Source organism: Bradyrhizobium sp. Arg237L, assembly GCF_029990105.1.
Lineage (GTDB): Bacteria > Pseudomonadota > Alphaproteobacteria > Rhizobiales > Xanthobacteraceae > Bradyrhizobium.
In genome coordinates this window covers 27,999-48,400 of sequence record NZ_JAQMIL010000079.1, presented here as the reverse complement: position 1 = coordinate 48,400, position 20,402 = coordinate 27,999, and the positions used below count along the sequence as shown (strand labels likewise).

Here is a 20,402-nt window from a genome sequence, read left to right as displayed (position 1 = left end):
ATCGCGAGCCGCCCCTCATCCGCCGTGAGACGCGCGGAGTTAAATCACTGATTTGCCCGACGGGTTAAGCGATTTATTTTTCGCTGATAGTCTGGACAGACTTTTGGCTGATTTGCCCGTCGGGTTGTTATGTCGCAGTTCGAGCCGCAATACACGCTGTCATTCCGGGGCGATGCGAAGCATCGAGCCCGGAATCCATTTCCACGCTTGCGCCTGCGGCCTAATGGATTCCGGGTTCGCGCTGCGCGCGCCCCGGAATGACGGAGAGTGGGAAGCCCGTGGCGCGCTCTCACCGCACGAGCAGTCGCCGGCATGCATCGACAAACACCTTTGCCCCGGTGACGATGTCGGCGTCGTCGGTGTTCTCGCTCCAGTGATGGCTGATGCCGGCGATCGAGGGCACGAACAGCATGCCTGATGGCATGATGGTGACGAGGACCTGGGCGTCATGGCCGGCGCCGCTTGGCATCCGGATCGACTTGCCGTCGGCAAAGCGCGCGCTGGCGGCTTCGATCGCGTCCTGGAACGCGGCGTCCATCATCGCCGGCGTGCCGGTGCGGATGCGCTCGACCTCGACGCTGCAGCGGCCTTCCGCCGTGACCTCGGCGGCCATGCGGCGCAAATGCGCCTCCAGGCGTTCGATCACGCCCGGATCGTCGTCGCGCATCTGGAACAGCATTTCGGCGCGGCCGGGAATGATGCTGGGCGCGCCGGGGTCGAGCGTGATGCGGCCGGTGGTCCATACCGTGCGCGGTCCGCACAGGGCAGGGAAGCTGTCGTCGATCGCGACGCAGAATTTGGCGAGCGCAAGGCCAGCATCGCGGCGGATCGCCATCTGTGTGGTGCCGGCGTGGTTCTGCTCGCCGGTGAACGTGATGCGATATTGCCAGATGCCGACGATGGAGGTGACGACGCCGATCTTGAGGCCGCTGTCTTCGAGCGTCCGGCCTTGCTCGATATGGGCCTCGAGATATCCGACGTGCCGTCCGCGTTCGGCGGTGACGCGCGGGCGGCCGGCGAGCCCGACACTCGCCAGCGCTTCACGCATGGGGCGGCCATTGCTGCGGTCGCGCGCGGCATCGATCTCCGCTTCGGTCACGGCGCCAACGTAGGAGCGGCTGCCGAGGAAATGGCCGAAATGCCCTTCCTCGTCGCACCAGGCGGCGACCTCGACTGCACCTTTAAGGTTCGCGTCGGGATTGATGACGCGGGCGGCTTCGAGCGCATAGACGACGCCGAGCGGTCCATCGAGCCAGCCGGCGAAATTCTGGCTTTCGAGATGCGAGCCGGCCAGGAGCCTCAAGCCAGGTTTTGCGCTGGTGCCGAGAACGTTGCCGATGCCGTCGATCGTGGGAGCGAGGCCGGCTTCCGGAAGCTTCGCGGCAAGCCACTCGATCGAGCGCATATGCGGCTCCGAAAACGTCGGCTTGTGCACGCCGGTCTTGTAGGCGCCGATGGCGCGGAGCGCATTGAGATCGGCGAGAACGCGGGCGCCGTCGACAGACAGGTCTGGATCGGGCATGGCGGATGCACCGTTGATGGTTTCTTCCGTCCAGGCTCGCATACGCCGCGCGCCAGGGAAAGCGGGCTTTGCCGGGGGTACGCCTTCGGTCGGGACAGACCTCTGGTCTGCGCGGACCAAACAGCATAAATGACGGATCGGTGAAGCCATATTGATTTGGCGCAAGCCAGGACGAGCCAAACTTGCTTTCAATGCGCGATCAGCCCCATCAGACGGGCAGCGAAATAATCGGGGAGACGGCCATGGGCGAGATCACTCTCTTTGTCGCCATGCCATTCGACCTGACCGATGATGGTCTCGTCGCCGGCGAGCCTTTCAAATGCGCGAGCCCTGCGGCGGCGATCGAGCGCGCCAAAGGTTTTTGGCAGGTCCTGGGCCATGCCGGAGCCGTCGCGTTCGTCCGCGTCGGCTATCCGGAATCGACGACCACCGTGCTGCGCGCGTTCGGCAATGTACCGGACGATCTATTGGGCGGTTGTCATGACCCCAAGCCGACCTTCTTGGCCCGCTGAAGCAAGACCTCGACGCCGCTCCCGCTGCGGCTCGGCCCCACGCCTGATCACAAAATCGGCATCGCTGCAGCGCCCAAATTGCCCCGCCTTCACCATGATTTGGGGGCGTAAATCTTGCCAATGCCGAGCAAAAGCATAGGCAAGACAGCGCCAATGACGGCTCATCTCCCTAAGACAGCAGAGGAGGAGCACGAGGAGCAGCTTCGTAACCTTGTCCGCGTTGTTTCAGCCTGCACCTTGGGACTTTGGTCCTTTGCTGCAGGCATCCTGATCGGGACCTTTCTTCTGTTTTGAATAGTGTTGTAGGGGTCGTCAGAAGCGACCTATTGCGCAGCTAACACGCGAACCTTCCTGCAATTTGCATGTAAGTGTCTTCGCGGCTCCGACGCTCTAAATCACGCGGTCAGCCACCCAAACGCACGGCGCAGGTATACTCGCGCGTCCTTTTCCACCGGTGTCCCGTGGGCCATCAGCACCTTCTGAGCTGGCCATGCGAGAATGTAGTCCAGAGACTTTCGCGCAGCGCGGCGGTTGGTGAAGGCGACACGAAACTTGCGCGGCACCGATGGCTCGGGCCCTACCATGAGGTCCAGCTTCGCCACCATGGCCCGCCAGCCGGAGTTGCGGTCGGCCGGAATCTGCTGGAGCAGATCGGTAAACAGCACGGTCCCGCTCTTGATGTGAAAAAACACCACCTCCGTCGTGATCAGGTTGCCCTGCATCAGGACCTGATCGATCTCCTCGATCCAATCCGGGCTCGGCACACTTCCGAGATCAGCGTCAAAGACGATGTCCTCGCGTTTCCTGCGCAATCCCGGCGGGGCGTAGAGCTTGGCGCCAGGGTAGGCGCGCTTCCAGTGTGGAAGGAACAGGTGATGAAGTGAATTGGGAGCAATGATGTGCCGCACCGGACCTGCGGCATCGACCTCCGCCCGCAGGCTATCGGTGAGTTCTATCGGCGACCAGATGAAGAGGCCTCCGTCCGACAGTCTGATGACGGCCATCCGGGTGGGATAATGAAATCCGGCTACCGCGACGTCGGGTCCATCCGCAGTCCAGATCTCGTGAGCGAATTCGTTCAACATGGCTGGTCCGACTGGTGCCGTTCGAGGGAATTACCTGCTTCCCAAATCCTGTGCGAAACGCAGGAGGTAGCCGTCAGGGTCCTGCACCAGGAATTGCCTGTTGCCGCGCTCCTCTCCTGCAATCCGATACCAGGCGTCATGACACTCTCTGAAGAGGGGCCATTTCTCATGCTTCAGTGCATCGAGAAGAGGTGCGACGGAGTCGACGAAGATCTGAAAGTTGATCCCGCGTCCCAACGGTCGTTCCAGAGCCCCAGTTTCCCAGTTACCATTTTGTTGCTTCAGCATGACCTGAGCTCCTTGCAGCTCGAGGTACATGAAGCGATTTTCGGGGCGCTGATAGGCAATCTGGAAACCAAGTATCTTGCACCAGAATGTCTTGCTCGTTTCCAGGTCAAACACGTCCAACTCGGGGACGAGGCGAGCAAAGCCGCCGGTTGGCAATCTATCGGCTGGTATTCCCATGGCTCACCCGTCCTCAGAATTTGAACCCCTGAAAATATGACGGGTCGATTTACCGTATCGAATCGATGAGAGAAAGTCGGGAGCAACCATGCACTGGGATTTGAGTCGCTTCCGAGCAGCTGGACGTCTATGTTGTGCTCATGTCGCGCCTGATGTGTCTGTCGATTGCCGTCGTCCTGTCACTGCTGCCGGTCGTAGCGCCGGCTGCGCCGGTTCATAAACGAGCGCCGCCACGCTGGCACGGCTACGGTTTCCTTCCGGGCTATCAGCAGCCACCGAACAACAGCCTTCCACTTTACAAGCAGAAAACTTTGGCTTCGCGCATGGCGCGTCGCGACCGGCGCCATTGGTACATCGATCCAGTCCCACGTTATTACGGGTGGGATGGCGACTGGCATTATTTCGGTCGGCCTGGCTTCTACGGCGGTCGCTACAATGGCGGCAGCTTCGGTCCTTGCTGGACGCGGACGCCGATCGGGCCGATCTGGAATTGCGGCTGATTAGCCCGTTGCTCAAAGACCGTGCGCGTACATCCCTTTGCCGACAGCGGTCGCTCATGTTCCGAAGCTTCCTTTACGAGGCGAGGCTCCCGGAGCATTCCGGTCCTATCTGCTCACGGAGGAGAAAGGCTAGGGTGTGAGCTGACCCAAGGCACAAATCGATTGATTTAGATCAAGAAGAGCTGTGTCGCATCCGCGATTTTGGACTCCAAGCGGACCTGTGGCGCTGTCCCAGCCGCGAATGGGATGTTGGTCGGGGGCTGCATAGCAGCCGCAATGGGCCCGAGTTCCAACGGGTGTTGCCATTCACCCAACATACTGCCCGATGACCAGCAAGTAACAGATCGCACGGAGACAGATGTCGCCAGAGACGATGGATGTCCGCAACTTCGGAGACATGCCGGTATCGTAGGAGGCAACCATGCGCGACGACGAACAAGGCAACAAGTCCAATCGTTCTTCCCCCGCGAAAAGGATCGAGATCAGTCGACGCCGTCTGCTCGGCTCCACCTCACTCCTTGCTGCATCAGTGATTACGTCGACTGCGCTCCCGCGCACGGCATCTGCCGCGACAGACACGGTACTGCCGAGGCCGGAGCCGCCCTTCTCAGGGAAGATCGAGCGCACAGTGAAGGGTTCGGACTCCGACTTTCCAAAAGGGGTCGAGGCCCCGGCGGGGGCACCGAACGTCCTCCTGATCTTGACTGACGATGTGGGCTTCGGCGCGACCAGCACGTTTGGAGGGCCCATCCAGACCCCCAACTTCCAGCGGCTCGCGGACAACGGGCTTCGCTACAACAGTTATCACACCACCGCGCTGTGTTCTCCTACCAGGGCAGCACTGATCACCGGACGCAACCATCATTCGGTGGCGAGCGGGGTCATCACCGAGTTCGCGACCGGTTATCCCGGCTACAATTCGCTGGTGCCGAAGAGCGCCGGCTCTGTGGGGGCCGTTCTCAGGGAGAATGGCTACAATACATCGTGGTTCGGCAAGATGCACAATGTGCCGGACTGGATGTCCAGTCAGGCGGGCCCGTTCGATCTGTGGCCGAATGGCCTGGGCTTTGAGTATTTCTATGGGTTCATTGGCGGTGATAGCGACCAATGGCACCCGGCACTCTACGAGAATACGACGCCAATCGAGCCCTATTTGGGCGACCCTGCTTATATCCTGGATCGCGATCTCGCCGACAAGGCGATTGCCTGGATGCGGATGCAGCACGCGCTCGCGCCCAACGAGCCGTGGCTGCTCTACTACGCGACCGGCACTGCGCATGCACCACATCACGCGCCGAAAGACTGGATCGCGAAATACAAGGGGCAGTTCGATCAGGGGTGGGACAGGCTGCGCGAGGAGACGCTCGCCAGGCAGATCAAGCTGGGAGTTGTGCCGCCCAATACCAAGCTGACCGCCCGCCCGGAACAGATCCCAGCGTGGGATTCCTTGTCGGCGGACCAGAAGCGCCTGTATGCGCGGATGATGGAAGTGTACGCGGGCGCCTTGTCACACGCTGACTACAACATCGGTCGTCTGCTCGACGCTGTCGAACAATCAGGCCAGATGGATAACACGCTCGTCGTTTTCATGATGGGTGATAATGGCGCGAGTGCCGAGGGCAGCCTGCAGGGCACGACCAACGAGGTCGCTACCGCCGCCAATGGCGTGACGGAGAGCCTCCCGTTTCTGCTCTCGATGATCGACGAGCTGGGCGGCCCGCTGACCTACAACCACTATCCGGTCGGTTGGGCGCACGCGATGGACACCCCGATGCAATGGACGAAGCAGATCGCATCGCACTTCGGCGGCACCCGCAACGGCATGGTGATATCGTGGCCGGCACGCATCAAGGACAAGGGCGGCTTGCGAACCCAGTTCTGTCACGTGATCGATATCGTGCCGACCATCTATGAGGCCGCGAAGGTCACGCCTCCGGATATCATGGACGGTGTGAAGCAGAAGCCACTGGATGGCACTAGCCTCGTCTACACCTTCGACAGCGCCACGGCGCCGACACAACACACCACCCAATATTTCGAGATGTTGGGGAACCGGGCCATCTACAGGGATGGCTGGATGGCGAGCACGACGCCGCTTCGCCTGCCCTGGGTGACCAGCGGATACGAGCCCAACCCCGATGACTTCAAATGGGAGCTTTACAACATCAGTGAAGACTTCAGCCAGTCGAACGATCTGGCGGCAAAGTCCCCCGCGAAGCTCAAAGAGCTGCAGGATGCGTTCGATGCGGAAGCAAGGAAATACAATGTCTATCCGCTCGACTCCAGCTTCGCATCCCGGGTTGATCCGGCAATTCGGCCGAGCCTGACCCGCGGCCGGAGTGAGTTCACCTACTTTCCGGGGATGATCCGGATCCCGGAGGGATCGGCGCCGGACTTCAAGAACAAGTCGTGGACGATCGCTGCCGAAGTAGCCATCCCGCAGGGTGGTGCGAACGGCGTCTTGGCCACGATCGGAGGCCGTTTCGGCGGCTGGGCACTGCTGGCGATGGACGGCAAGCCCGTCTTCGCCTACGCGCTTTCGAACCAGCCGGACCACAAGTTCAAAGTGGCATCCGATCAGTCGCTCCCGGCTGGCAATCATATCCTCCGCGTCAAATTCGAGTACGAAGGTGGCGGCATCGGCAAGGGGGCGATAGCCACCTTGCTGGTAGACGAAAAGCAGGTCGCACAGGGACGGATTCCACAAACCCTGCCTTGTCGGTTCTCGCTCGATGAAACCTTCGACGTCGGTCAAGACACGGGAACGCCGGTACTGGAGGAATATGCCGACAAGATGCCGTTCCGCTTTACCGGAACGCTCAAACGATTTGTCGTCGTGCTCGAACCGCAGAAGCTTAGCGACGACGAACAACGCCGACTTCACGAGCAATTGGCCAAGGCCATGACGGCCGTTCACTGATCGATCAAGAGGCGGCGGAATCGAGCTCCTCGATGCCCACCTCCCGAAGAACCTGAGAGCGACCCATCGCCGCTGTCGGCTCATGGCCAAAGCAGCCATTCCGGAAGGGTAGGCGGCCACGCCAGAACGCTTCGGGCAACAACGGGGTGCGCGTAAAAATGTGATCCAGATTTAAGGTGACGCGCCGGTGCAGCGGGTTACTTTCGCTGTACACACTTCGATGACCTCGATGATTGGGCGTGCGGAATGGGACGTTTTGCAACGACAGTTGACCTCTATGAGCAATTCCGGCCGCCTTATCCGCCCACGTTCTTCCGTGAGGTCGCCCAGCGCCTGGCGCTCACGAAGCAGCATGCGCTGATCGATCTCGGCACCGGGCCCGGCCTGCTCGCGCTCGGCTTTGCGGACTATGTCGGACGCATTGTCGCCGTCGATCCCGAGCCGAACATGCTGGCGGCCGCACGGCAGGCGGCCAAGCAGGCCGGACGGGAGGTGACGCTGGTCGAGAGCAGGGCGGAGGACTTGCCGGAAAGCATCGGGCGCTTCGATCTCGTTACCATCGGACGAGCGCTCCACTGGCTGGACGAGAGCACCTTGGGCCCGCTGTTCGAACGGCTGGTGGCGCCGGGTGGCGTCGTCGCCATATGCGCGTCCGCCTCCGCGCCCGACGGGCGCAATGCGTGGCTTGAGGAATACACCGCAGCGCGGCGTACCTGGTCGGACAAAGAACTATGGTCCGAGTCACGTTCGGGGAGGCGCGTGCATCGCGAGCTTTCCTCCCTGCTGCAAGGCACCGCATTTCAGGCCGCTGAGATGATCCGGGTCGAGAGCGTGAAGGAAACCAGCGTGGCTGACCTGGCGCAACGCATGTTGACCTTCTCGTCTTCCTCGCCGGCCGTCTTGGGCGAGAAGGTCGAGCCGATGCTGCGCGATGTCGAGGTGCGCTTGATGCCGATGAGCCGGGACGGTGTGCTGACCGAGTTCGTTGTTTCGACTGCGGAGATCGTGCGCCGTCGGTAGGAAGAGCAGGGGACTCAAAAGCTGCTCCCCACTGACTTACGCATTCTTCCTTCTCGCGATCTCCATCGCCGCTTCGGCCATCTTTTCGCTCTGATCAATGGGCATCTAGCTAAAACGATTTGTTAGCCATTCTGCACTTAGCTCACAGCATCAGTTGTATCAGAGTATCGCCATGCGTCATGTTCGGAACCCGGCCTGCCGGATCGTCATCCTGCTTCTTCCGCTCGCGCTTGGTGCCTGCGCGCAATATGGCGTGACGAATACGGCTTCGACCGGGCCGAGAACGTTTGCCTGGGACGGGGCGGGAGAGGATCCGAACGCGCCGCGGCGAACGCCCAGACACTCAGCGAAGGTGGCTCAGGCGACCGAGCCATCCGCGGATGAGCGGGAGCAGGTTTCTGACGAAGATGCCGATCGCAAGCTCGCCAGCAAGCTCGTGATCTGCAAAGGCTGCATCAAGCCGCAGGAGACCGCAGAGCGGCCTGACGGATCGCGCGTCGCCAGTCGCTAATGCCGACGGATGGCGACCGGTATCTGCGTTCAAGTCTCATCAATCCGCCTGCATCGCCGTCCGGTGGTGCGCCGCCGCCGGCAGCGCCTGCCGGGCGGCTCTACCAGCCCGGCGTTCCCCTCTACGAGAATTATGGACAGGTGCTGCTTACGGCGGCTTCAGATCGCTCGGACCGAGCCGTTCCGGGCGCAGGTCGCGGCGGCACGCCGCAGCCTCAGGCAAGCAAATCGCGCTAATTGTGAACCGACTGTAATCCTTGTCTCTCTGGTATTGGCCGCACGTCGCGACCATATTTCGATCAGGTCCAATGAGGCGAATGGCGGAGGATCGATGGCCGACGCTATGGAACTTCGGAAGCGAGCGGAAATGTTCGAGCGGCGCGCCGAGGAGGCGAAGGATCCGATCTCGCGGGCGCATTACCGCGAGATGGCTGCGCATTACCGAACACTGGCCGTCGAGCACCAGCCTGTCCGCAACGAGGAATCGGCCGATCATTAGGTGATCGCTCGCCTCGCAGCCTCAGCCCTTGAAACGGCAAGTATAGCGCGCGGATTCGCGGCAGCGCAACCGAATCCCTGCAGGTCGGGAACAATGACTAGCTAACCCCGGCGAGGAGGGGTAGGGTTTTCGTCTTACCGCTGAGCGGCAAAAGGGCGACAGCTCTCGCGCGTTATTGCAATTGCACCTGCCTTTGGTTTGGACAAATGCCCAGCGAAATGATGATCCGCAGGCTGCGGGTCAATTCCAAATTGAGCGACGATGATGTTTCCGCGCTCCGCTCCTTGCGTGTTCAGGTCAAGGAATTTCCGGAAGAAACGGTCGTCGTTCGCGAAGGCGAACACGCGACGCATTGCTGCGTGATCCTGAGTGGCTTTGCCTATCGCGCCAAGGTGGCGGAGAACGGCAAGCGACAGATCCTGTCGTTCCACCCCGCAGGCGACATGCCGGACCTGCAGGGTCTTTTCCTTGACCGAATGGACCACGATCTGGTGACGCTGTCGCGCGCTCGGATCGGCTTCATCGAGCATCGTTCCATCCATCAGCTCGTCGAAGTGCGGCCATCGATCGCGCAGGCGCTCTGGCGTGAAACGCTGGTGGACGCGGCTGTCTTCAGGGAGTGGATCGTGAGCCTGGGCACGCGGACGGCCGCGGGACGCATGGCCCATCTCATTGCCGAACTCCGCCAGCGGCTGACCGCAATGGGGCTGGCCGCGGATGACGAGTTCGAATTTCCGATCACCCAGTCGAGGCTGGCGGAGGCGCTGGGGCTAAGCGCGGTACATGTCAACCGGGTGCTCCAGTCCTTTCGTGCCGAGGGCGTGCTCGACATTCAGAAGAACATGGTGAAGCTGAGCGACATCGAGAAGCTCGTGGAGATCGGAGGGTTCAACGATACCTATCTGCATCAGCAATGAAGCTTTGCGGAACGAGAGGGAGCTGCCTCGCGTTGGCGCAAAATGCATATCTATCAGTTTCACATTGCCGGGCTCAGGCCTTTCCATGACCGGGAGGGCATGGAACTGCCGGATGCTGAAACCGCCTGGGCGGAAGCCCTGCGACTGGTGCGCGATATCGAGGGATCGCTGCAACCGGGTGAAAGCTGGTCGCTGGACGTCGTCGAAGACGGCACGACGATTTTCCGTATCAGCCTCGCGACTGAAGACTTGCGGATCCGGCGTGGCAGCGGTCCCGCCACAACAATGACGCGCTCGAAAACGCTCTAGCGCTAGAGGTCGGGTGCAACCGCCGCAAGAACCGAGTTGAGCGTGCCCCTCGATCGCGGCAAGCCAACTCACTCCCGTATCGCTTGTGTTCAAAAGTGCACACACCGGGCGTTCTGCGCGCCGTACGATACGCGCTTAAAGGATGCGATCTCCGGAAATCTGGAATCACATGGGTTATTTGCAAATGGCCCTGCCTCATGGGAAAAGCAGGAGCATTTCGCAGCGGAGGCGTAGCCAATGCGACGACCATGCGGGCCTCTTATGTCGGAGGCACATTTTTATCTCAACACAACCAGCCTGTTCGATCTTCAGCGCGAAGTGACGGCCCTGTTTGCGCTTCGCAAACGTGTCGCGGATGCGGAGTTGGCAGCAACGCGCCGCACACGCGAGGTCCGCGCCTCGGTCGAACGGCACGCCCCCTCTCGCGGCAGACGAAAGGCTCATTGATCTCCAGGACGACGCGGCGGTTCGCCAGCGAAGCCTTGGTGCGCTGAGCTTGCGAGATGGCGACGTGTGAGATCGCTGCGGAGGGGGCATGCCTCCATGCACCGCTTATTTCCGCCTTGGCAAACTTGTCTGCACCAAAGGGCGGGTCGCTCACTCAGTGCGGACGCTAATAAACCTCCGGCTGGAACCCAATCGCAACATCAGACGTTCGTTCCCGCGGATGAGCAGCGCCGTCGCCCCGGCGCAGCAGGCGTCGTGGCCGAGGCGCTGAGCTGTGCTGTGCTGTTGGGAGGGATGCTCATGAGACTTACTCTTTCGGTCATCAAGGCTGACATTGGTTCCGTAGGCGGGCATACGAAACCGTCTTCACGCATGATCGCAACGGTCGAGGGCGAGGTCGCCAAGGCGATCTGCAATGGCGTTTTGATCGATGCCTTCATCTGCCACACCGGCGACGACATCGCGATCATCATGACGCACACACGGGGCGAGGGGAGCCCTGAGATCCATCAACTCGCCTGGAAGGCGTTTCTCGCCGCCACTTCGGTTGCGAAGACGTCCGGTCTCTACGGCGCCGGCCAGGATCTTCTCGCAGACGCGCCTTCCGGAAACATTCGCGGTGCCGGCCCGGGCGTCGCCGAGCTCAGCTTCGACCACAGCCTCTCGGGTCCGAGACCCGCGGAGTCATTCATGGTGTTCGCCGCCGACAAATGCGGCCCCGGCGCCTACAACCTGCCGCTCTACCTTGCCTTTGCTGATCCAATGTATTGCGCGGGGCTGATGCTGCCCCAGATGATCAAGGGATTCCGTTTCCATATCATCGACATGGACAACACAGCCGGCGACAGCGTGATCGAACTCAACGCGCCCGCGGACAACTACCACATTGCCGCGCTGCTGCGCGACAACGAGCGCTTTGGCATTGATCGCATCGTTTCTCAAACACATGGCGAGGTCGCCGCCGCCGTGTCGGCGCAGCGTCTTCACGCGATCGCAGGCAAGTACACCGGCAAGGATGATCCGGTCGCGATCATCAGGAACCAGGGAATTTTCCCGGCGCCTGAGGAAATCGTCTCTCCCTTCGCCAAGGCACACTTCGTGGGTGGCGATGCGCGCGGCTCGCATGTGATGCCGCTCATGCCCGTGCCGCTTAATACACCGGTGACTGGCATGTACTGCCTGCCGATCGTTTCCTGCGCCGGCTTTTCGATCGACAAGGAGGGCCGCTTTTCAGAGTCCTACACCGATTTCTTTGACAATCCGGCGTGGGACGAGGTACGCCGGAGCGCACAACGCAAGGCAATCGAGATGCGCAGCCAAGGCTGGTCCGGCGCTGCGATGCTGCCCTATTCCGAGTTGGAGTATGGCGGCTTCCGCGATACCGTGTCCGCATTGCTGAAGCGTTTTCGGCTGCGCGAGGAGCGTAAGCCGGAAGCGGCCGAGTAGGGAACGCTGCAGGCCGGCAGCAGTGGAAGGAGGCGAGCGTGGCGAAAAAGCGCATCGGCGTTCTCACGGGCGGTGGCGACGTTCCCGGCCTCAACGCAATCATCAAGACTGTGACCTATCGCGGCAGCGAGGACGACATCGAGGTCGTCGGTCTCCGCCGCGGTTGGGAGGCCCTCACGCACCTGAACCTCGACGACCCCGCCAGCAAATCGCACTACCTCATTCCGCTCAACCGTGAAAACACGCGCATCATCGACCGACGCGGCGGCACCGTGCTGCACTCGAGCCGCACCAATCCCTCCAAGATGAAAAAGCTGCCCGATCATCTTGTCGGCAGCGACGTTCCGGTCTCGGAGAGCACCAGGGGCGGGATCGCAACCAAGACCTGGGAGCTCACCGACCAGGTCTTGGCGAACCTGTCGGGGCTCGGCATCGAACATTTGATCGCCATCGGCGGCGATGACACGCTCAGCTATGCGGACAAGCTGAACGGACTCGGCGTCAAGATCATCGCCATCCCGAAGACGATGGACAACGACGTCCGCAACACCGAGTACTGCATCGGCTTCTCGACGGCGATCACCCGCGCCAGCGATGCGATCCAGCGGCAGCGCACCACAGTCGGCTCGCACGAGCGCGTTGGCATTTTCCGCATCTTTGGCCGCGATGCCGGCTTTACAGCACTCTATACCGCATACGCGACCTCGATCCGATGCGCGATACCGGAGTACAAGGTCAATCTCGACAAGCTGATCCAGTTGCTGCTCGAGGACAAGCGCGGCAACCCGAGCAACTATGCGCTGATCGTGTTGAGCGAAGGCGCCGAATGGGAGGGCTACAAAGCGCAGGAATACGGCGAACCGGATGCCTACGGTCACCGCAAGAAGGCAAGCGTGGCCGAAGCGCTTGCCGACGAGATCAAGCGGCGCGCCGGCGAGGAGACCATCGTCTCTGATCTCACCTACGACCTGCGATCGGGCGATCCCGACTTCATCGACAAGCTGGTCGCCCTGACTTTTGGAAACATGGCCTACGATGCCATCCTGGAAGGCAAGACCGGCCTCATGTCGGCGCTGGTCGAGGGCCGCTATGACCTCGTGCCCATCCCTGACGCCAGGCTCGGACCGCGCAAGCTGGACGTCGCCAGCACATACAACACGGAGCGCTACCGTCCTCTCTATTCCAACAAGCGGGGGCTGCCGATCTTTCTCAACCGCGCGTTTTAGGATGGCAGGCAGAGAATGCGCGAGAACACGGTATCCAGGGTTTCGACGCGCCGTGTTGGGCTCCCGCAGATTGAGCTATCCCGACTTCTCAGCGCGAACCTCCTCGCGTTCCCGCTCGACTTCCTCCGCATCCTTGTCGTCGATGTCCATTAGCTCATTGCTCGCCCGGCGGCTTGCTTTAAGAAGCTCGTCCAATTTGGCGTGAATGGCCTCGGTGTCTCGGTGTTCGGCGCGCTGAATTACCAACGTCATGCCCCAGGTCGCGAGCGTGGCTAGGGAGTGCCACTCCAAACCGTTGCCTAAGGCAATCCAGGCGATGCCGTACATGGCGAAAAGCGCAAACGCCGCGGGGGCGCGCGGTTAGCACGCCGAGCTGCGTCAGCCACGCTCGAATCTTCTTAAAGGCCATCCTGGAGAACTTGGCTGGAAGTTGCGCGTTCCACCTCAACTCTCCGCCGCGAATAACGCGCTGTGAGCCGGCACTTCTGGCGCCTTGGCTGCCATATGCTCTGTCGGCCTGCGGCTTTAGCGCTCACCGAGCATTATCACCCGCTCGAATGCCGCGTCGACCCCGTCCATGAACGCCAACGCGCGGGGCAGTGATGGTGCCTCGTAGGTGATGGCGCCGCCAGGGCCGCCCCACACGATCTCGACGTGCCAGTGATCGTCGACCCGGGCGATCGACCCAGCCAGCATGTTCGGGGCGCGCTTGATGTTCACCCTATTGTCGTCAACTTGATCGGTTCGGAACGTTGTCATGGTTCGGCCCTTCTTTGTCTCGGGCCTCCGCCTAGATTACGGCCGTATTTAAACTCGCCTCCATCCTTGATGTTCCGAAAATCCGTCCTGCCAACAACACATCAATGGACCTTGACGGCCCCGCTGCTGGCGGAAGGAGCTGGCGTTTGCTGTATCGAACTGTTCAATAGATCCCGCAATGCAATCAAATTGTCCAACGTCGTAACAATGCGAGCGCGAACGATGCTTTCATGCTCAATCTTATTCGAATCGAATAGCGGACCTGCCTTTGGCCGAACGTTTGTAAATGTGAGTGTCATGAGTGACCCAGGCCCCGACGAGAGGTTGATTTTTCCTATGCAAAGCGCTTCTGGAATATTGCCTGGGTCTACCGTGAGTGGCTCCTCGGTCATGGATGGTCTCCCAAAAAAATCTTCCGGTCCTAGTGGTCGTTGACGAAAGTCCTCCACCACAGCTTGCGGAATCTTCGCGCATCACGAGCTAAAGCTGAAGTACGCTTGAGCGATTTGCTTCGTCCCAGGGCGCGCGCAGCCAGACGTCGCGCTCCTCGTCCGTCATTTAGACGTTTGCTAACTGACTTGGTTCCGCGGACGCTTGCGCCTGCGCACTCTCGTCAAGCGGACATAGACGAGTTCGTGCAGAAAACGCCACTGCCTATGCGAGCACGCCGGACAGACGAAAAGCTGCTGACTTCCGGGTGGCTCAGCAACGACCTCGATCTTGTCTCCTCGTGGGGCAGTACCGACCGCCAATGAAATAAATTCTCTGCAGTCTTCGTTTTCGCAATATAGGCCCGAGTTTTTGGCACCCACAACGCCCCTCGTTGCATTCAGCGGCTCCTTTAGGCTGGTCATCAGATGTATTCGGTGAATGGTCATGGATGCGCCATCGGGTAGGCAGGTAAACTAACCCTCCTCGGGGCTATGCATTCAGCCAGAAGCCTTTGCCCCCTCGGTGCGAGTTGACCTCGGCCAAGCCTGATCGTTCCTAAAAGCTGCCGAGCTTTCCCGCACTTCGATGCGCCGGCGAACGACGGGCAGGGAGTCTCGCGTTCATCTAACACAGGTAAAGGAATCACTCCTCAAAGTGCGAGATGCTATTTATTCCCAGAAGGGAGGCGCATATGGTTGTTTTCAACAAAACCGGGTCGATGAATAATTTTCAATCCTTGCTCATCTCCGTTGATAGGCTGGAACAGAAGAGAGCAGAGCTGCTTGCACTTCGAGAAAAGGTGTCCAATGCGGAACGTGCCATCCAGCGGCTACTAATAGGTTTCCCAAAAGAAAAGGGATGGCTGGCCGTTGGGCCGAACGAATTTCAGGACGCCATAGCGAGTGCGATCGCGTCCGGCATTGGCGTGCGTGGTCCGCCGGATCGTAGTCGGTGAAGCTATTCGCATCTAGTGAATGCCATCATTGTGGTAGCTGCCTTGTCATTATGAACAGGAGGCGTTTCGAATGAGGCGCCCGCTCGACCACGTTGCTGCGGAGCGGCACCGACCCCGGGCTATCCCGGAGGCTCCCCGTTCCAGGCCTTGCGAGCACTAAGTTGTTTATTCTGGGAACCAATTTATTAGCCCGCGTTAACTTGCATCACCGGCAACGATCGTAGGGCGCTGGTGACTGAGAGTGTAGCGCTCCCGCTGTTTCGGCCGGAGCAGTATTTAACTGCCCGTTCCGGCGTGTCTGGAGATGCCGATGACGGGAATTTTGACGACTGCTCTCATCACAAAATTGACGATGTCGAACTCCTTGGATGGAGACGACATCCAGGCAATCCAGCATTTGCCAATCCGAAGCAAAAGTCTCCGCGCGCTCGAGGTGATCGTGGCCGATGGTGCTCGTCCGACAGAATGCTGCCTCCTCGCCGAGGGTTTTGGCTTTCGTTCGAAGACGACCTTCGACGGGCAGCGGCAGATTCTTTCGTTGCACATCCCAGGCGAAATTCCCGACCTGCAAAGCCTCCACCTCGGGATCATGGACCATGACTTGGTGGCGCTAACGCCGTGCACCCTTGGATTCATCTCGCATGACGCGATGTGGCAAATGAGCAAGGAGCGTCCGAAGGTGGCAGCGGCTCTTTGGCGGGAAACGTTGATTGATGCGGCCATTTTCCGGGAATGGATCGTCAATGTCGGGCGCAGATCGGCAACTGCCCGGATGACGCACCTTTTTATCGAGCTTTACCGAAGGCTCGAAGCCGTAGGCCGAGCCAAGGATGGTGGATTTGAACTACCGGTCACGCAGTCAGTGCTTAGCGACTGCCTCGGCTTGTCGACGGTGCATGTCAACCGAGTGCTGCAGGAGCTTCGGGGGGATGGGCTTCTGACAGTCGATCGAGCGAACTTTCGCCTTCTCCAACCCGAAAAGCTGGAGGCTTTGGCGGGGTTCGATGGCACCTACCTGCATCAACGCCCGGGCCTCTAGGGCTGATTGGATTCAATCCTTCTAGCGGACACATCGATTCGAAAGATTGAACTATGGCCCCTTTTGACCTCAATCGACCACTCGGGCGATCCATCAAGGTCGAGCGACGACTCGATATCACGCACGGTTCTTAGCGCCTGCTCCCAAGCAGCGTTGTCATCCCGCAGTTCCTCACCTTTCGGGTCTCGGAAGGGATGGCCGTTCGAAATATGAAAGAAGTAGCGCGGCATGATGAACGCGTGAACGCCCCCAGCGGGGCTTTCGTTCCTATGCCGATTAGGCAAACAGCTCGGCGCCTTCAGGCGTGATCTTCATGTAGGTGCTCCTGCACCGGCTCGATAGCATGCGCCAGTTCGCTTCCTCCGGGTCGGCGTAGGGGCTCGTCGACGTACTTCATGCGGCCAGCCTGTCTTCCTTATCGGGGCCGCGCATGATGATCTTCAGGGCGTCGTCAGGCAGCGGCCGTTGGAGCGCCTTGGCCACATCCCTTGGCGCGCGCAGCCAGACGTCGCGCTCCTCGTCCGTCGTCAGGATCACCGGCATCGCCTTGCGATGGATCGCCGGCCGACAGCGGCACGAAGTCAACTACGAATCCAAGAAGACCCGTAAATCGGCCGCCGCCGTGAAGAAGGCAGTGAAGAAGGTTGGCAACAGCCGCAAGCGGGTGGAGAAGCGGCTCGCGCGCAAGAGATAGGAACGGCCCGGCGTACAGTGCCTTACGAGCGCGTCCTAACCGCGCCAATTCGAACGGCCCAGCCAGCCGTCGACCTCTGGGCCTCAGCTTCCACTTTGCTGAGACCCTTCTTACACGAGGCACGAGCGTCCCAAGTCGAACTCGATTGCATCTTTTTCCCGACATGCGGGAACGGAGGCATTGCTGATTTCGTTCTATCGCCAGGCGAATCCGGTGCGATGGCGATGGAAGATATGCTTCAACTTGTCTTGGTTGTTGTCTTTGCCGCGGTGTTGCTGGCGACTAGCCAAGCGTTTACGCATTATCGATCGTCAAGAAACGCCGACGTGCCTGCTGCTGCAGTGATCTTGCGTGCGGAGAGACCGGCGTTCCCTCCTATTTGAGCATGCCCTGGCATCAAGGGAAAATGTCAGCTCTGCTTCCTGCGGCGCCTGATCAGCCAGTAGACGCCGTAGCCAATGGGTAGCCAATGGCAAGGATCGGAAGACCTGCACCAGCGATCGGCCCGGGGGCTCCGCTGACGTTTTTGTTCTGACCGGGCGCGTTCTCGCAATTTCCCCTGTCATTGCAGGCTTGCGCAGGCGGGGTGATTGTCGTCAGAGCGAGGGCCAAAATCGCGGCGGCTATGCCAAAACCGACCTTCATTGCCTTCTCCTCTATTGCCGATCGACATTTAATGTGAAATTAAATGATATATTAAAAAATTAATTACCGAACTTTCACGGTCATATCAGGTTACTTCCTTTCCAAAGAAGGAGGGCGGCTGGTATGCGCGCTTCAACACGCAGTGCCAAAGAGCTTTGCGAGCAACTCGCGTCAGATACCGATGTGCTGGCACAAAAGATGTCGGATTTGCTTTCGCTTCGAAAATTCGTTGCCGACGCTGAAATCGTCGCCGCTTCGCAAGGCAGCATACCGAGCGCGCCGCTAATGGACCTTGGCGGCCCTGCTGCTGGCGCAAGGAGCTGGCGTTTGCCGTATCGAACTGTTCAATAGATCGCGCAATGCAATCAAATTGTCCAACGTCATCACAATGCGAGCACGAACGACGTTTTCATGCTCAATCCGATCCGAATCGAATAGCGGACCCGCCTTTGGGCGAACGTTTGTAAATGTGAGTGTCATGAGCGGCCCAGGCCCCGACGCCAGATTGATTTTTCCTATGCAAAGCGCTTCTGGAATATTGCCTGGGTCTACCGTGAGCGGTTCGTCAGCCATGGATGGTCTCCCACGAAATTTTCCGGTGTTACGAGATTTATCACCCCGCTTGCGGAATCTTCGCCCATCCCAGAAGTACGCTCTAGCGACTGCTTCATTCCTCTAATGCGCGGTGAAGCACGTCGGTGGCCATGTCACCGGCCAGCCACATCAGCGAATTGATGAATTGATGCTAGTCAAGCAAACAGCTCGGCGCTTTCCGGCGTGATCTTCACCTAGGTGCCGCTCTCGTGCATCCAAAGCCAGCCGCGCTCGATCGCCAGTTCTCGTCCAGCGCCTCGGCCGGCGAGCCGTTGTCTTGGAAGATGAACGGGTAGTTGATTTTTTCGACGTAGATGCGCCCGTCCTGGACGGGCTCCACGGCGTGCGCCAGCTCCATGATGCGGCGGGCGGCCTTTTCCGTGTCGGCGTAGGGGCGGCTTTCGGCGTATTTCATGCGGCTAACTTATCTTCCTTGTCGGGGCCGCGCATGACGATCTTCAAGGCATCGTCGGACAGTGGCCGTTGCAGCGCCTTCGCTTCGTCCCAGGGCGCGCGCAGCCAAACGTCGCGCTCCTCGTCCGTCGTCAAGATGACCGGCATTGCCTTCGGATGGATCGGCGCGACGACAACGTTCGGCTCGGTGGTCAGGAAACCGTAGACAAGGTGAGGGCCGGGGACCGGCTTCGACTTGGTGCCGCGGTCGCCCTTGAACTCGGTCCAGATGCCGGCAAAGGCCGTGAGTGGTCTGTCTTCGTTCAGCGCGAACCAGACCACGTCCTTCTTATTCGTCGCGGCGTTCGGCTCCGGCGCGTATTCAGCGAAGCTGTTGAAGGGGACCAGGCAACGGTTCTCCGGCTTCAGCCAGCCGCGCCAGTGCGGCGAACTGGTGTTGCGGATATTCGTCACAGGCGGGCCACCGTTGCGCGGCGGTGGCGGCATGCCCCAGCGCATCAGCACCATTTCGCGGCCCTCCGCAGCGTTGCGCACCACTGGCGCCGGATAGTCAGGAAACACACCGGGCATCGGCGGCAGGTTGCCGACATAGCGGTTGACGACGCGGAACAGCGCACGGATCGCTTCCTGGTTGGTCGAGATCGAATAGAGATTGCACATCAGGGGTCCTTAGCGTTCGCCCGGCCACCACGTCGATGGCGGATCTTGCGCGGAAATCTTCGTGGGCCGCAGGGCGACGAGGTGGCTGCGCTTATAGGAACAGCCGCGCTGCTCCGAGCACAGCTTGCAGCGCATATAGCGCTCGAGCTCGTGGATCGGCGTCGACTTCGGCCGGCGCACGATGTCGAGCGCGACCGTCTAGTCTAGTGCGTTTCGCAGCCGAGGCACTTCACCTCAAGATAGGTGTAGCCGGCATTGAGCGCGTCGCCGAGCGCGGGCGAGGGCTGCGCCGGTCCCTGAAACGCTAGCATGCGCTTGTTCCAGGCTTGGCAGGCGAGCCGATCGGCGGCCTTCCGAGCTTCAGCCGCCTGCTCGGCAGCGGCGCCTACGGACGCGCCAAAGATACTCTCGCGTGACTTGGTGCCCATGACCTGAAAACGCGTCGTGTGGGACACCGCGGCAAGCTGCTAGGGCTTGCGGTGCGTCGCTCGGAAACGACTAAGGACCGGTGCGCCGCTCTTGCGCATTGTGCCGGCGCTGGCTCCCGGAAAGCGGCTGGCAAATGAAGCCGGCGGCAGTCATTGAGCCCACACTAGGCCGGTGAACAGCTGAAGAACAAAGCCCCATTAGACTGTCCAACAAACTGTCCAACACATTTTCTGGGTATCTTCTAAGCGATTGATTTAGCGGCGCTATTTTTTGCGTCGGAGCGCTATGGCGCTCCCTAGCGGAATCGAACCGCTCTCTCCACCGTGAAAGGGTGGCGTCCTGACCGATAGACGAAGGGAGCAAAACAATCGGCAAATCAATGCGTTAGCCGCGGGATATGCCA

At 60.3% G+C, this 20,402-nt stretch carries 23 protein-coding genes, 1 tRNA gene and 1 pseudogene; 13 read left to right on the top strand and 12 right to left on the bottom strand.

Annotation, left to right across the window (positions count from 1 at the left end):
• Positions 1-289 precede the first annotated feature (289 nt).
• Positions 290-1,522 (bottom strand): Zn-dependent hydrolase, encoded by a 1,233-nt coding sequence (locus OZ411_RS35225; RefSeq protein WP_282531611.1) that lies wholly within the window; start codon positions 1,520-1,522, stop codon positions 290-292.
• 191 nt (positions 1,523-1,713) lie between these two features.
• Between OZ411_RS35225 and OZ411_RS35220 the strand changes: the two genes are divergently transcribed.
• The gene (locus OZ411_RS35220) at positions 1,714-2,034 is read left to right on the top strand and encodes a hypothetical protein (RefSeq protein ID WP_349017067.1); all 321 of its coding nucleotides are present in this window, start codon (positions 1,714-1,716) and stop codon (positions 2,032-2,034) included.
• 395 nt (positions 2,035-2,429) lie between these two features.
• On the opposite strand, the gene OZ411_RS35215 is transcribed toward OZ411_RS35220, so the two are convergent.
• Together OZ411_RS35215 and OZ411_RS35210 are read right to left on the bottom strand one after the other, a co-directional pair.
• The gene (locus OZ411_RS35215) at positions 2,430-3,119 is read right to left on the bottom strand and encodes a DUF4336 domain-containing protein (protein WP_282531610.1); all 690 of its coding nucleotides are present in this window, start codon (positions 3,117-3,119) and stop codon (positions 2,430-2,432) included.
• 30 nt (positions 3,120-3,149) lie between these two features.
• A complete protein-coding gene (locus tag OZ411_RS35210; RefSeq protein ID WP_282531609.1) occupies positions 3,150-3,584 on the bottom strand; it encodes a VOC family protein in 435 nt (144 codons plus the stop codon).
• Positions 3,585-3,724: 140 nt separating this feature from the next.
• Between OZ411_RS35210 and OZ411_RS35205 the strand changes: the two genes are divergently transcribed.
• The 9 genes from OZ411_RS35205 (at position 3,725) to OZ411_RS35165 (ending at position 13,378) form a co-directional block, all read left to right on the top strand.
• Positions 3,725-4,084, top strand: coding sequence for a hypothetical protein (locus OZ411_RS35205; protein WP_282531608.1), 360 nt, complete (start codon positions 3,725-3,727; stop codon positions 4,082-4,084).
• Between the two features lie 421 nt (positions 4,085-4,505).
• Positions 4,506-7,004, top strand: a complete 2,499-nt coding sequence (locus OZ411_RS35200; protein WP_282531607.1) for an arylsulfatase — start codon at positions 4,506-4,508, stop codon at positions 7,002-7,004.
• A gap of 246 nt (positions 7,005-7,250) precedes the next feature.
• Complete coding sequence (locus tag OZ411_RS35195) at positions 7,251-8,024, top strand: class I SAM-dependent methyltransferase (RefSeq protein WP_282531606.1); 774 nt, start codon at positions 7,251-7,253, stop codon at positions 8,022-8,024.
• Between the two features lie 172 nt (positions 8,025-8,196).
• A complete protein-coding gene (locus OZ411_RS35190) occupies positions 8,197-8,535 on the top strand; it encodes a hypothetical protein (protein WP_282531605.1) in 339 nt (112 codons plus the stop codon).
• 330 nt (positions 8,536-8,865) lie between these two features.
• The gene (locus tag OZ411_RS35185; RefSeq protein WP_155255580.1) at positions 8,866-9,033 is read left to right on the top strand and encodes a hypothetical protein; all 168 of its coding nucleotides are present in this window, start codon (positions 8,866-8,868) and stop codon (positions 9,031-9,033) included.
• Between the two features lie 206 nt (positions 9,034-9,239).
• Entirely contained in the window at positions 9,240-9,950 is a 711-nt protein-coding gene (locus OZ411_RS35180; RefSeq protein ID WP_282531604.1) for a Crp/Fnr family transcriptional regulator, read from the top strand.
• 42 nt (positions 9,951-9,992) lie between these two features.
• Positions 9,993-10,259, top strand: coding sequence for a tRNA 5-methylaminomethyl-2-thiouridine synthase (locus OZ411_RS35175; protein WP_130580611.1), 267 nt, complete (start codon positions 9,993-9,995; stop codon positions 10,257-10,259).
• Between the two features lie 702 nt (positions 10,260-10,961).
• Positions 10,962-12,152 carry a fructose-1,6-bisphosphatase gene (locus OZ411_RS35170; protein ID WP_282531603.1) on the top strand — a complete coding sequence of 397 codons (1,191 nt, stop codon included), beginning with the start codon at positions 10,962-10,964 and terminating at the stop codon, positions 12,150-12,152.
• A 38-nt stretch (positions 12,153-12,190) separates the two neighbouring features.
• Entirely contained in the window at positions 12,191-13,378 is a 1,188-nt protein-coding gene (locus tag OZ411_RS35165) for a 6-phosphofructokinase (protein ID WP_282531602.1), read from the top strand.
• Between the two features lie 75 nt (positions 13,379-13,453).
• Here the strand turns inward: OZ411_RS35165 and OZ411_RS35160 are convergent, their stop codons facing one another.
• The 3 genes from OZ411_RS35160 to OZ411_RS35150 all read right to left on the bottom strand — a co-directional run bounded on the left by OZ411_RS35160 (position 13,454) and on the right by OZ411_RS35150 (position 14,529).
• Positions 13,454-13,705 (bottom strand): low affinity iron permease family protein, encoded by a 252-nt coding sequence (locus OZ411_RS35160; protein ID WP_282531601.1) that lies wholly within the window; start codon positions 13,703-13,705, stop codon positions 13,454-13,456.
• A 198-nt stretch (positions 13,706-13,903) separates the two neighbouring features.
• Positions 13,904-14,137, bottom strand: coding sequence for a hypothetical protein (locus OZ411_RS35155; protein ID WP_130580607.1), 234 nt, complete (start codon positions 14,135-14,137; stop codon positions 13,904-13,906).
• A gap of 101 nt (positions 14,138-14,238) precedes the next feature.
• Entirely contained in the window at positions 14,239-14,529 is a 291-nt protein-coding gene (locus tag OZ411_RS35150) for a hypothetical protein (protein WP_282531600.1), read from the bottom strand.
• Between the two features lie 731 nt (positions 14,530-15,260).
• On the opposite strand from OZ411_RS35150, the gene OZ411_RS35145 reads away from it, so the two are divergent.
• From OZ411_RS35145 to OZ411_RS35135, 3 genes are all read left to right on the top strand, one after another.
• On the top strand, positions 15,261-15,524 hold the full coding sequence (locus tag OZ411_RS35145; RefSeq protein ID WP_282531599.1) for a hypothetical protein: 264 nt from the start codon (positions 15,261-15,263) through the stop codon (positions 15,522-15,524).
• A gap of 310 nt (positions 15,525-15,834) precedes the next feature.
• Positions 15,835-16,563 carry a Crp/Fnr family transcriptional regulator gene (locus tag OZ411_RS35140; RefSeq protein ID WP_282531598.1) on the top strand — a complete coding sequence of 243 codons (729 nt, stop codon included), beginning with the start codon at positions 15,835-15,837 and terminating at the stop codon, positions 16,561-16,563.
• A gap of 532 nt (positions 16,564-17,095) precedes the next feature.
• Positions 17,096-17,257 (top strand): DUF3606 domain-containing protein, encoded by a 162-nt coding sequence (locus tag OZ411_RS35135; protein WP_282531612.1) that lies wholly within the window; start codon positions 17,096-17,098, stop codon positions 17,255-17,257.
• Between the two features lie 435 nt (positions 17,258-17,692).
• Here OZ411_RS35135 and OZ411_RS35130 read toward each other — a convergent pair whose 3' ends face one another.
• The 6 genes and pseudogenes from OZ411_RS35130 to OZ411_RS35105 all read right to left on the bottom strand — a co-directional run bounded on the left by OZ411_RS35130 (position 17,693) and on the right by OZ411_RS35105 (position 20,360).
• Positions 17,693-17,902, bottom strand: a complete 210-nt coding sequence (locus OZ411_RS35130) for a hypothetical protein (protein WP_282531597.1) — start codon at positions 17,900-17,902, stop codon at positions 17,693-17,695.
• A 282-nt stretch (positions 17,903-18,184) separates the two neighbouring features.
• Entirely contained in the window at positions 18,185-18,475 is a 291-nt protein-coding gene (locus OZ411_RS35125; RefSeq protein ID WP_130580601.1) for a hypothetical protein, read from the bottom strand.
• Positions 18,476-18,686: 211 nt separating this feature from the next.
• On the bottom strand, positions 18,687-18,911 hold the full coding sequence (locus tag OZ411_RS35120; protein WP_349017066.1) for a hypothetical protein: 225 nt from the start codon (positions 18,909-18,911) through the stop codon (positions 18,687-18,689).
• Complete coding sequence (locus OZ411_RS35115) at positions 18,908-19,570, bottom strand: SOS response-associated peptidase family protein (RefSeq protein ID WP_130580599.1); 663 nt, start codon at positions 19,568-19,570, stop codon at positions 18,908-18,910. The genes OZ411_RS35120 and OZ411_RS35115 overlap by 4 nt, the downstream gene beginning before the upstream one ends.
• Before the next feature lie 9 nt (positions 19,571-19,579).
• Positions 19,580-19,998, bottom strand: a pseudogene (locus tag OZ411_RS35110) (hypothetical protein).
• 287 nt (positions 19,999-20,285) lie between these two features.
• Positions 20,286-20,360, bottom strand: a tRNA-Glu gene (locus OZ411_RS35105).
• Between the last annotated feature and the right edge of the window lie 42 nt (positions 20,361-20,402).

Bases quoted from the DNA above. Each gene is read 5' to 3' on its own strand.
- OZ411_RS35225 (WP_282531611.1), bottom strand. From the start codon at position 1,522: ATGCCCGATCCAGACCTGTCTGTCGACGGCGCCCGCGTTCTCGCCGAT.
- OZ411_RS35220 (WP_349017067.1), top strand. From the start codon at position 1,714: ATGCGCGATCAGCCCCATCAGACGGGCAGCGAAATAATCGGGGAGACG.
- OZ411_RS35215 (WP_282531610.1), bottom strand. From the start codon at position 3,119: ATGTTGAACGAATTCGCTCACGAGATCTGGACTGCGGATGGACCCGAC.
- OZ411_RS35210 (WP_282531609.1), bottom strand. From the start codon at position 3,584: ATGGGAATACCAGCCGATAGATTGCCAACCGGCGGCTTTGCTCGCCTC.
- OZ411_RS35205 (WP_282531608.1), top strand. From the start codon at position 3,725: ATGTCGCGCCTGATGTGTCTGTCGATTGCCGTCGTCCTGTCACTGCTG.
- OZ411_RS35200 (WP_282531607.1), top strand. From the start codon at position 4,506: ATGCGCGACGACGAACAAGGCAACAAGTCCAATCGTTCTTCCCCCGCG.
- OZ411_RS35195 (WP_282531606.1), top strand. From the start codon at position 7,251: ATGGGACGTTTTGCAACGACAGTTGACCTCTATGAGCAATTCCGGCCG.
- OZ411_RS35190 (WP_282531605.1), top strand. From the start codon at position 8,197: ATGCGTCATGTTCGGAACCCGGCCTGCCGGATCGTCATCCTGCTTCTT.
- OZ411_RS35185 (WP_155255580.1), top strand. From the start codon at position 8,866: ATGGCCGACGCTATGGAACTTCGGAAGCGAGCGGAAATGTTCGAGCGG.
- OZ411_RS35180 (WP_282531604.1), top strand. From the start codon at position 9,240: ATGCCCAGCGAAATGATGATCCGCAGGCTGCGGGTCAATTCCAAATTG.
- OZ411_RS35175 (WP_130580611.1), top strand. From the start codon at position 9,993: ATGCATATCTATCAGTTTCACATTGCCGGGCTCAGGCCTTTCCATGAC.
- OZ411_RS35160 (WP_282531601.1), bottom strand. From the start codon at position 13,705: ATGTACGGCATCGCCTGGATTGCCTTAGGCAACGGTTTGGAGTGGCAC.
- OZ411_RS35155 (WP_130580607.1), bottom strand. From the start codon at position 14,137: ATGACAACGTTCCGAACCGATCAAGTTGACGACAATAGGGTGAACATC.
- OZ411_RS35150 (WP_282531600.1), bottom strand. From the start codon at position 14,529: ATGACCGAGGAGCCACTCACGGTAGACCCAGGCAATATTCCAGAAGCG.
- OZ411_RS35145 (WP_282531599.1), top strand. From the start codon at position 15,261: ATGGTTGTTTTCAACAAAACCGGGTCGATGAATAATTTTCAATCCTTG.
- OZ411_RS35140 (WP_282531598.1), top strand. From the start codon at position 15,835: ATGACGGGAATTTTGACGACTGCTCTCATCACAAAATTGACGATGTCG.
- OZ411_RS35130 (WP_282531597.1), bottom strand. From the start codon at position 17,902: ATGAAGGTCGGTTTTGGCATAGCCGCCGCGATTTTGGCCCTCGCTCTG.
- OZ411_RS35125 (WP_130580601.1), bottom strand. From the start codon at position 18,475: ATGGCTGACGAACCGCTCACGGTAGACCCAGGCAATATTCCAGAAGCG.
- OZ411_RS35120 (WP_349017066.1), bottom strand. From the start codon at position 18,911: ATGAAATACGCCGAAAGCCGCCCCTACGCCGACACGGAAAAGGCCGCC.
- OZ411_RS35115 (WP_130580599.1), bottom strand. From the start codon at position 19,570: ATGTGCAATCTCTATTCGATCTCGACCAACCAGGAAGCGATCCGTGCG.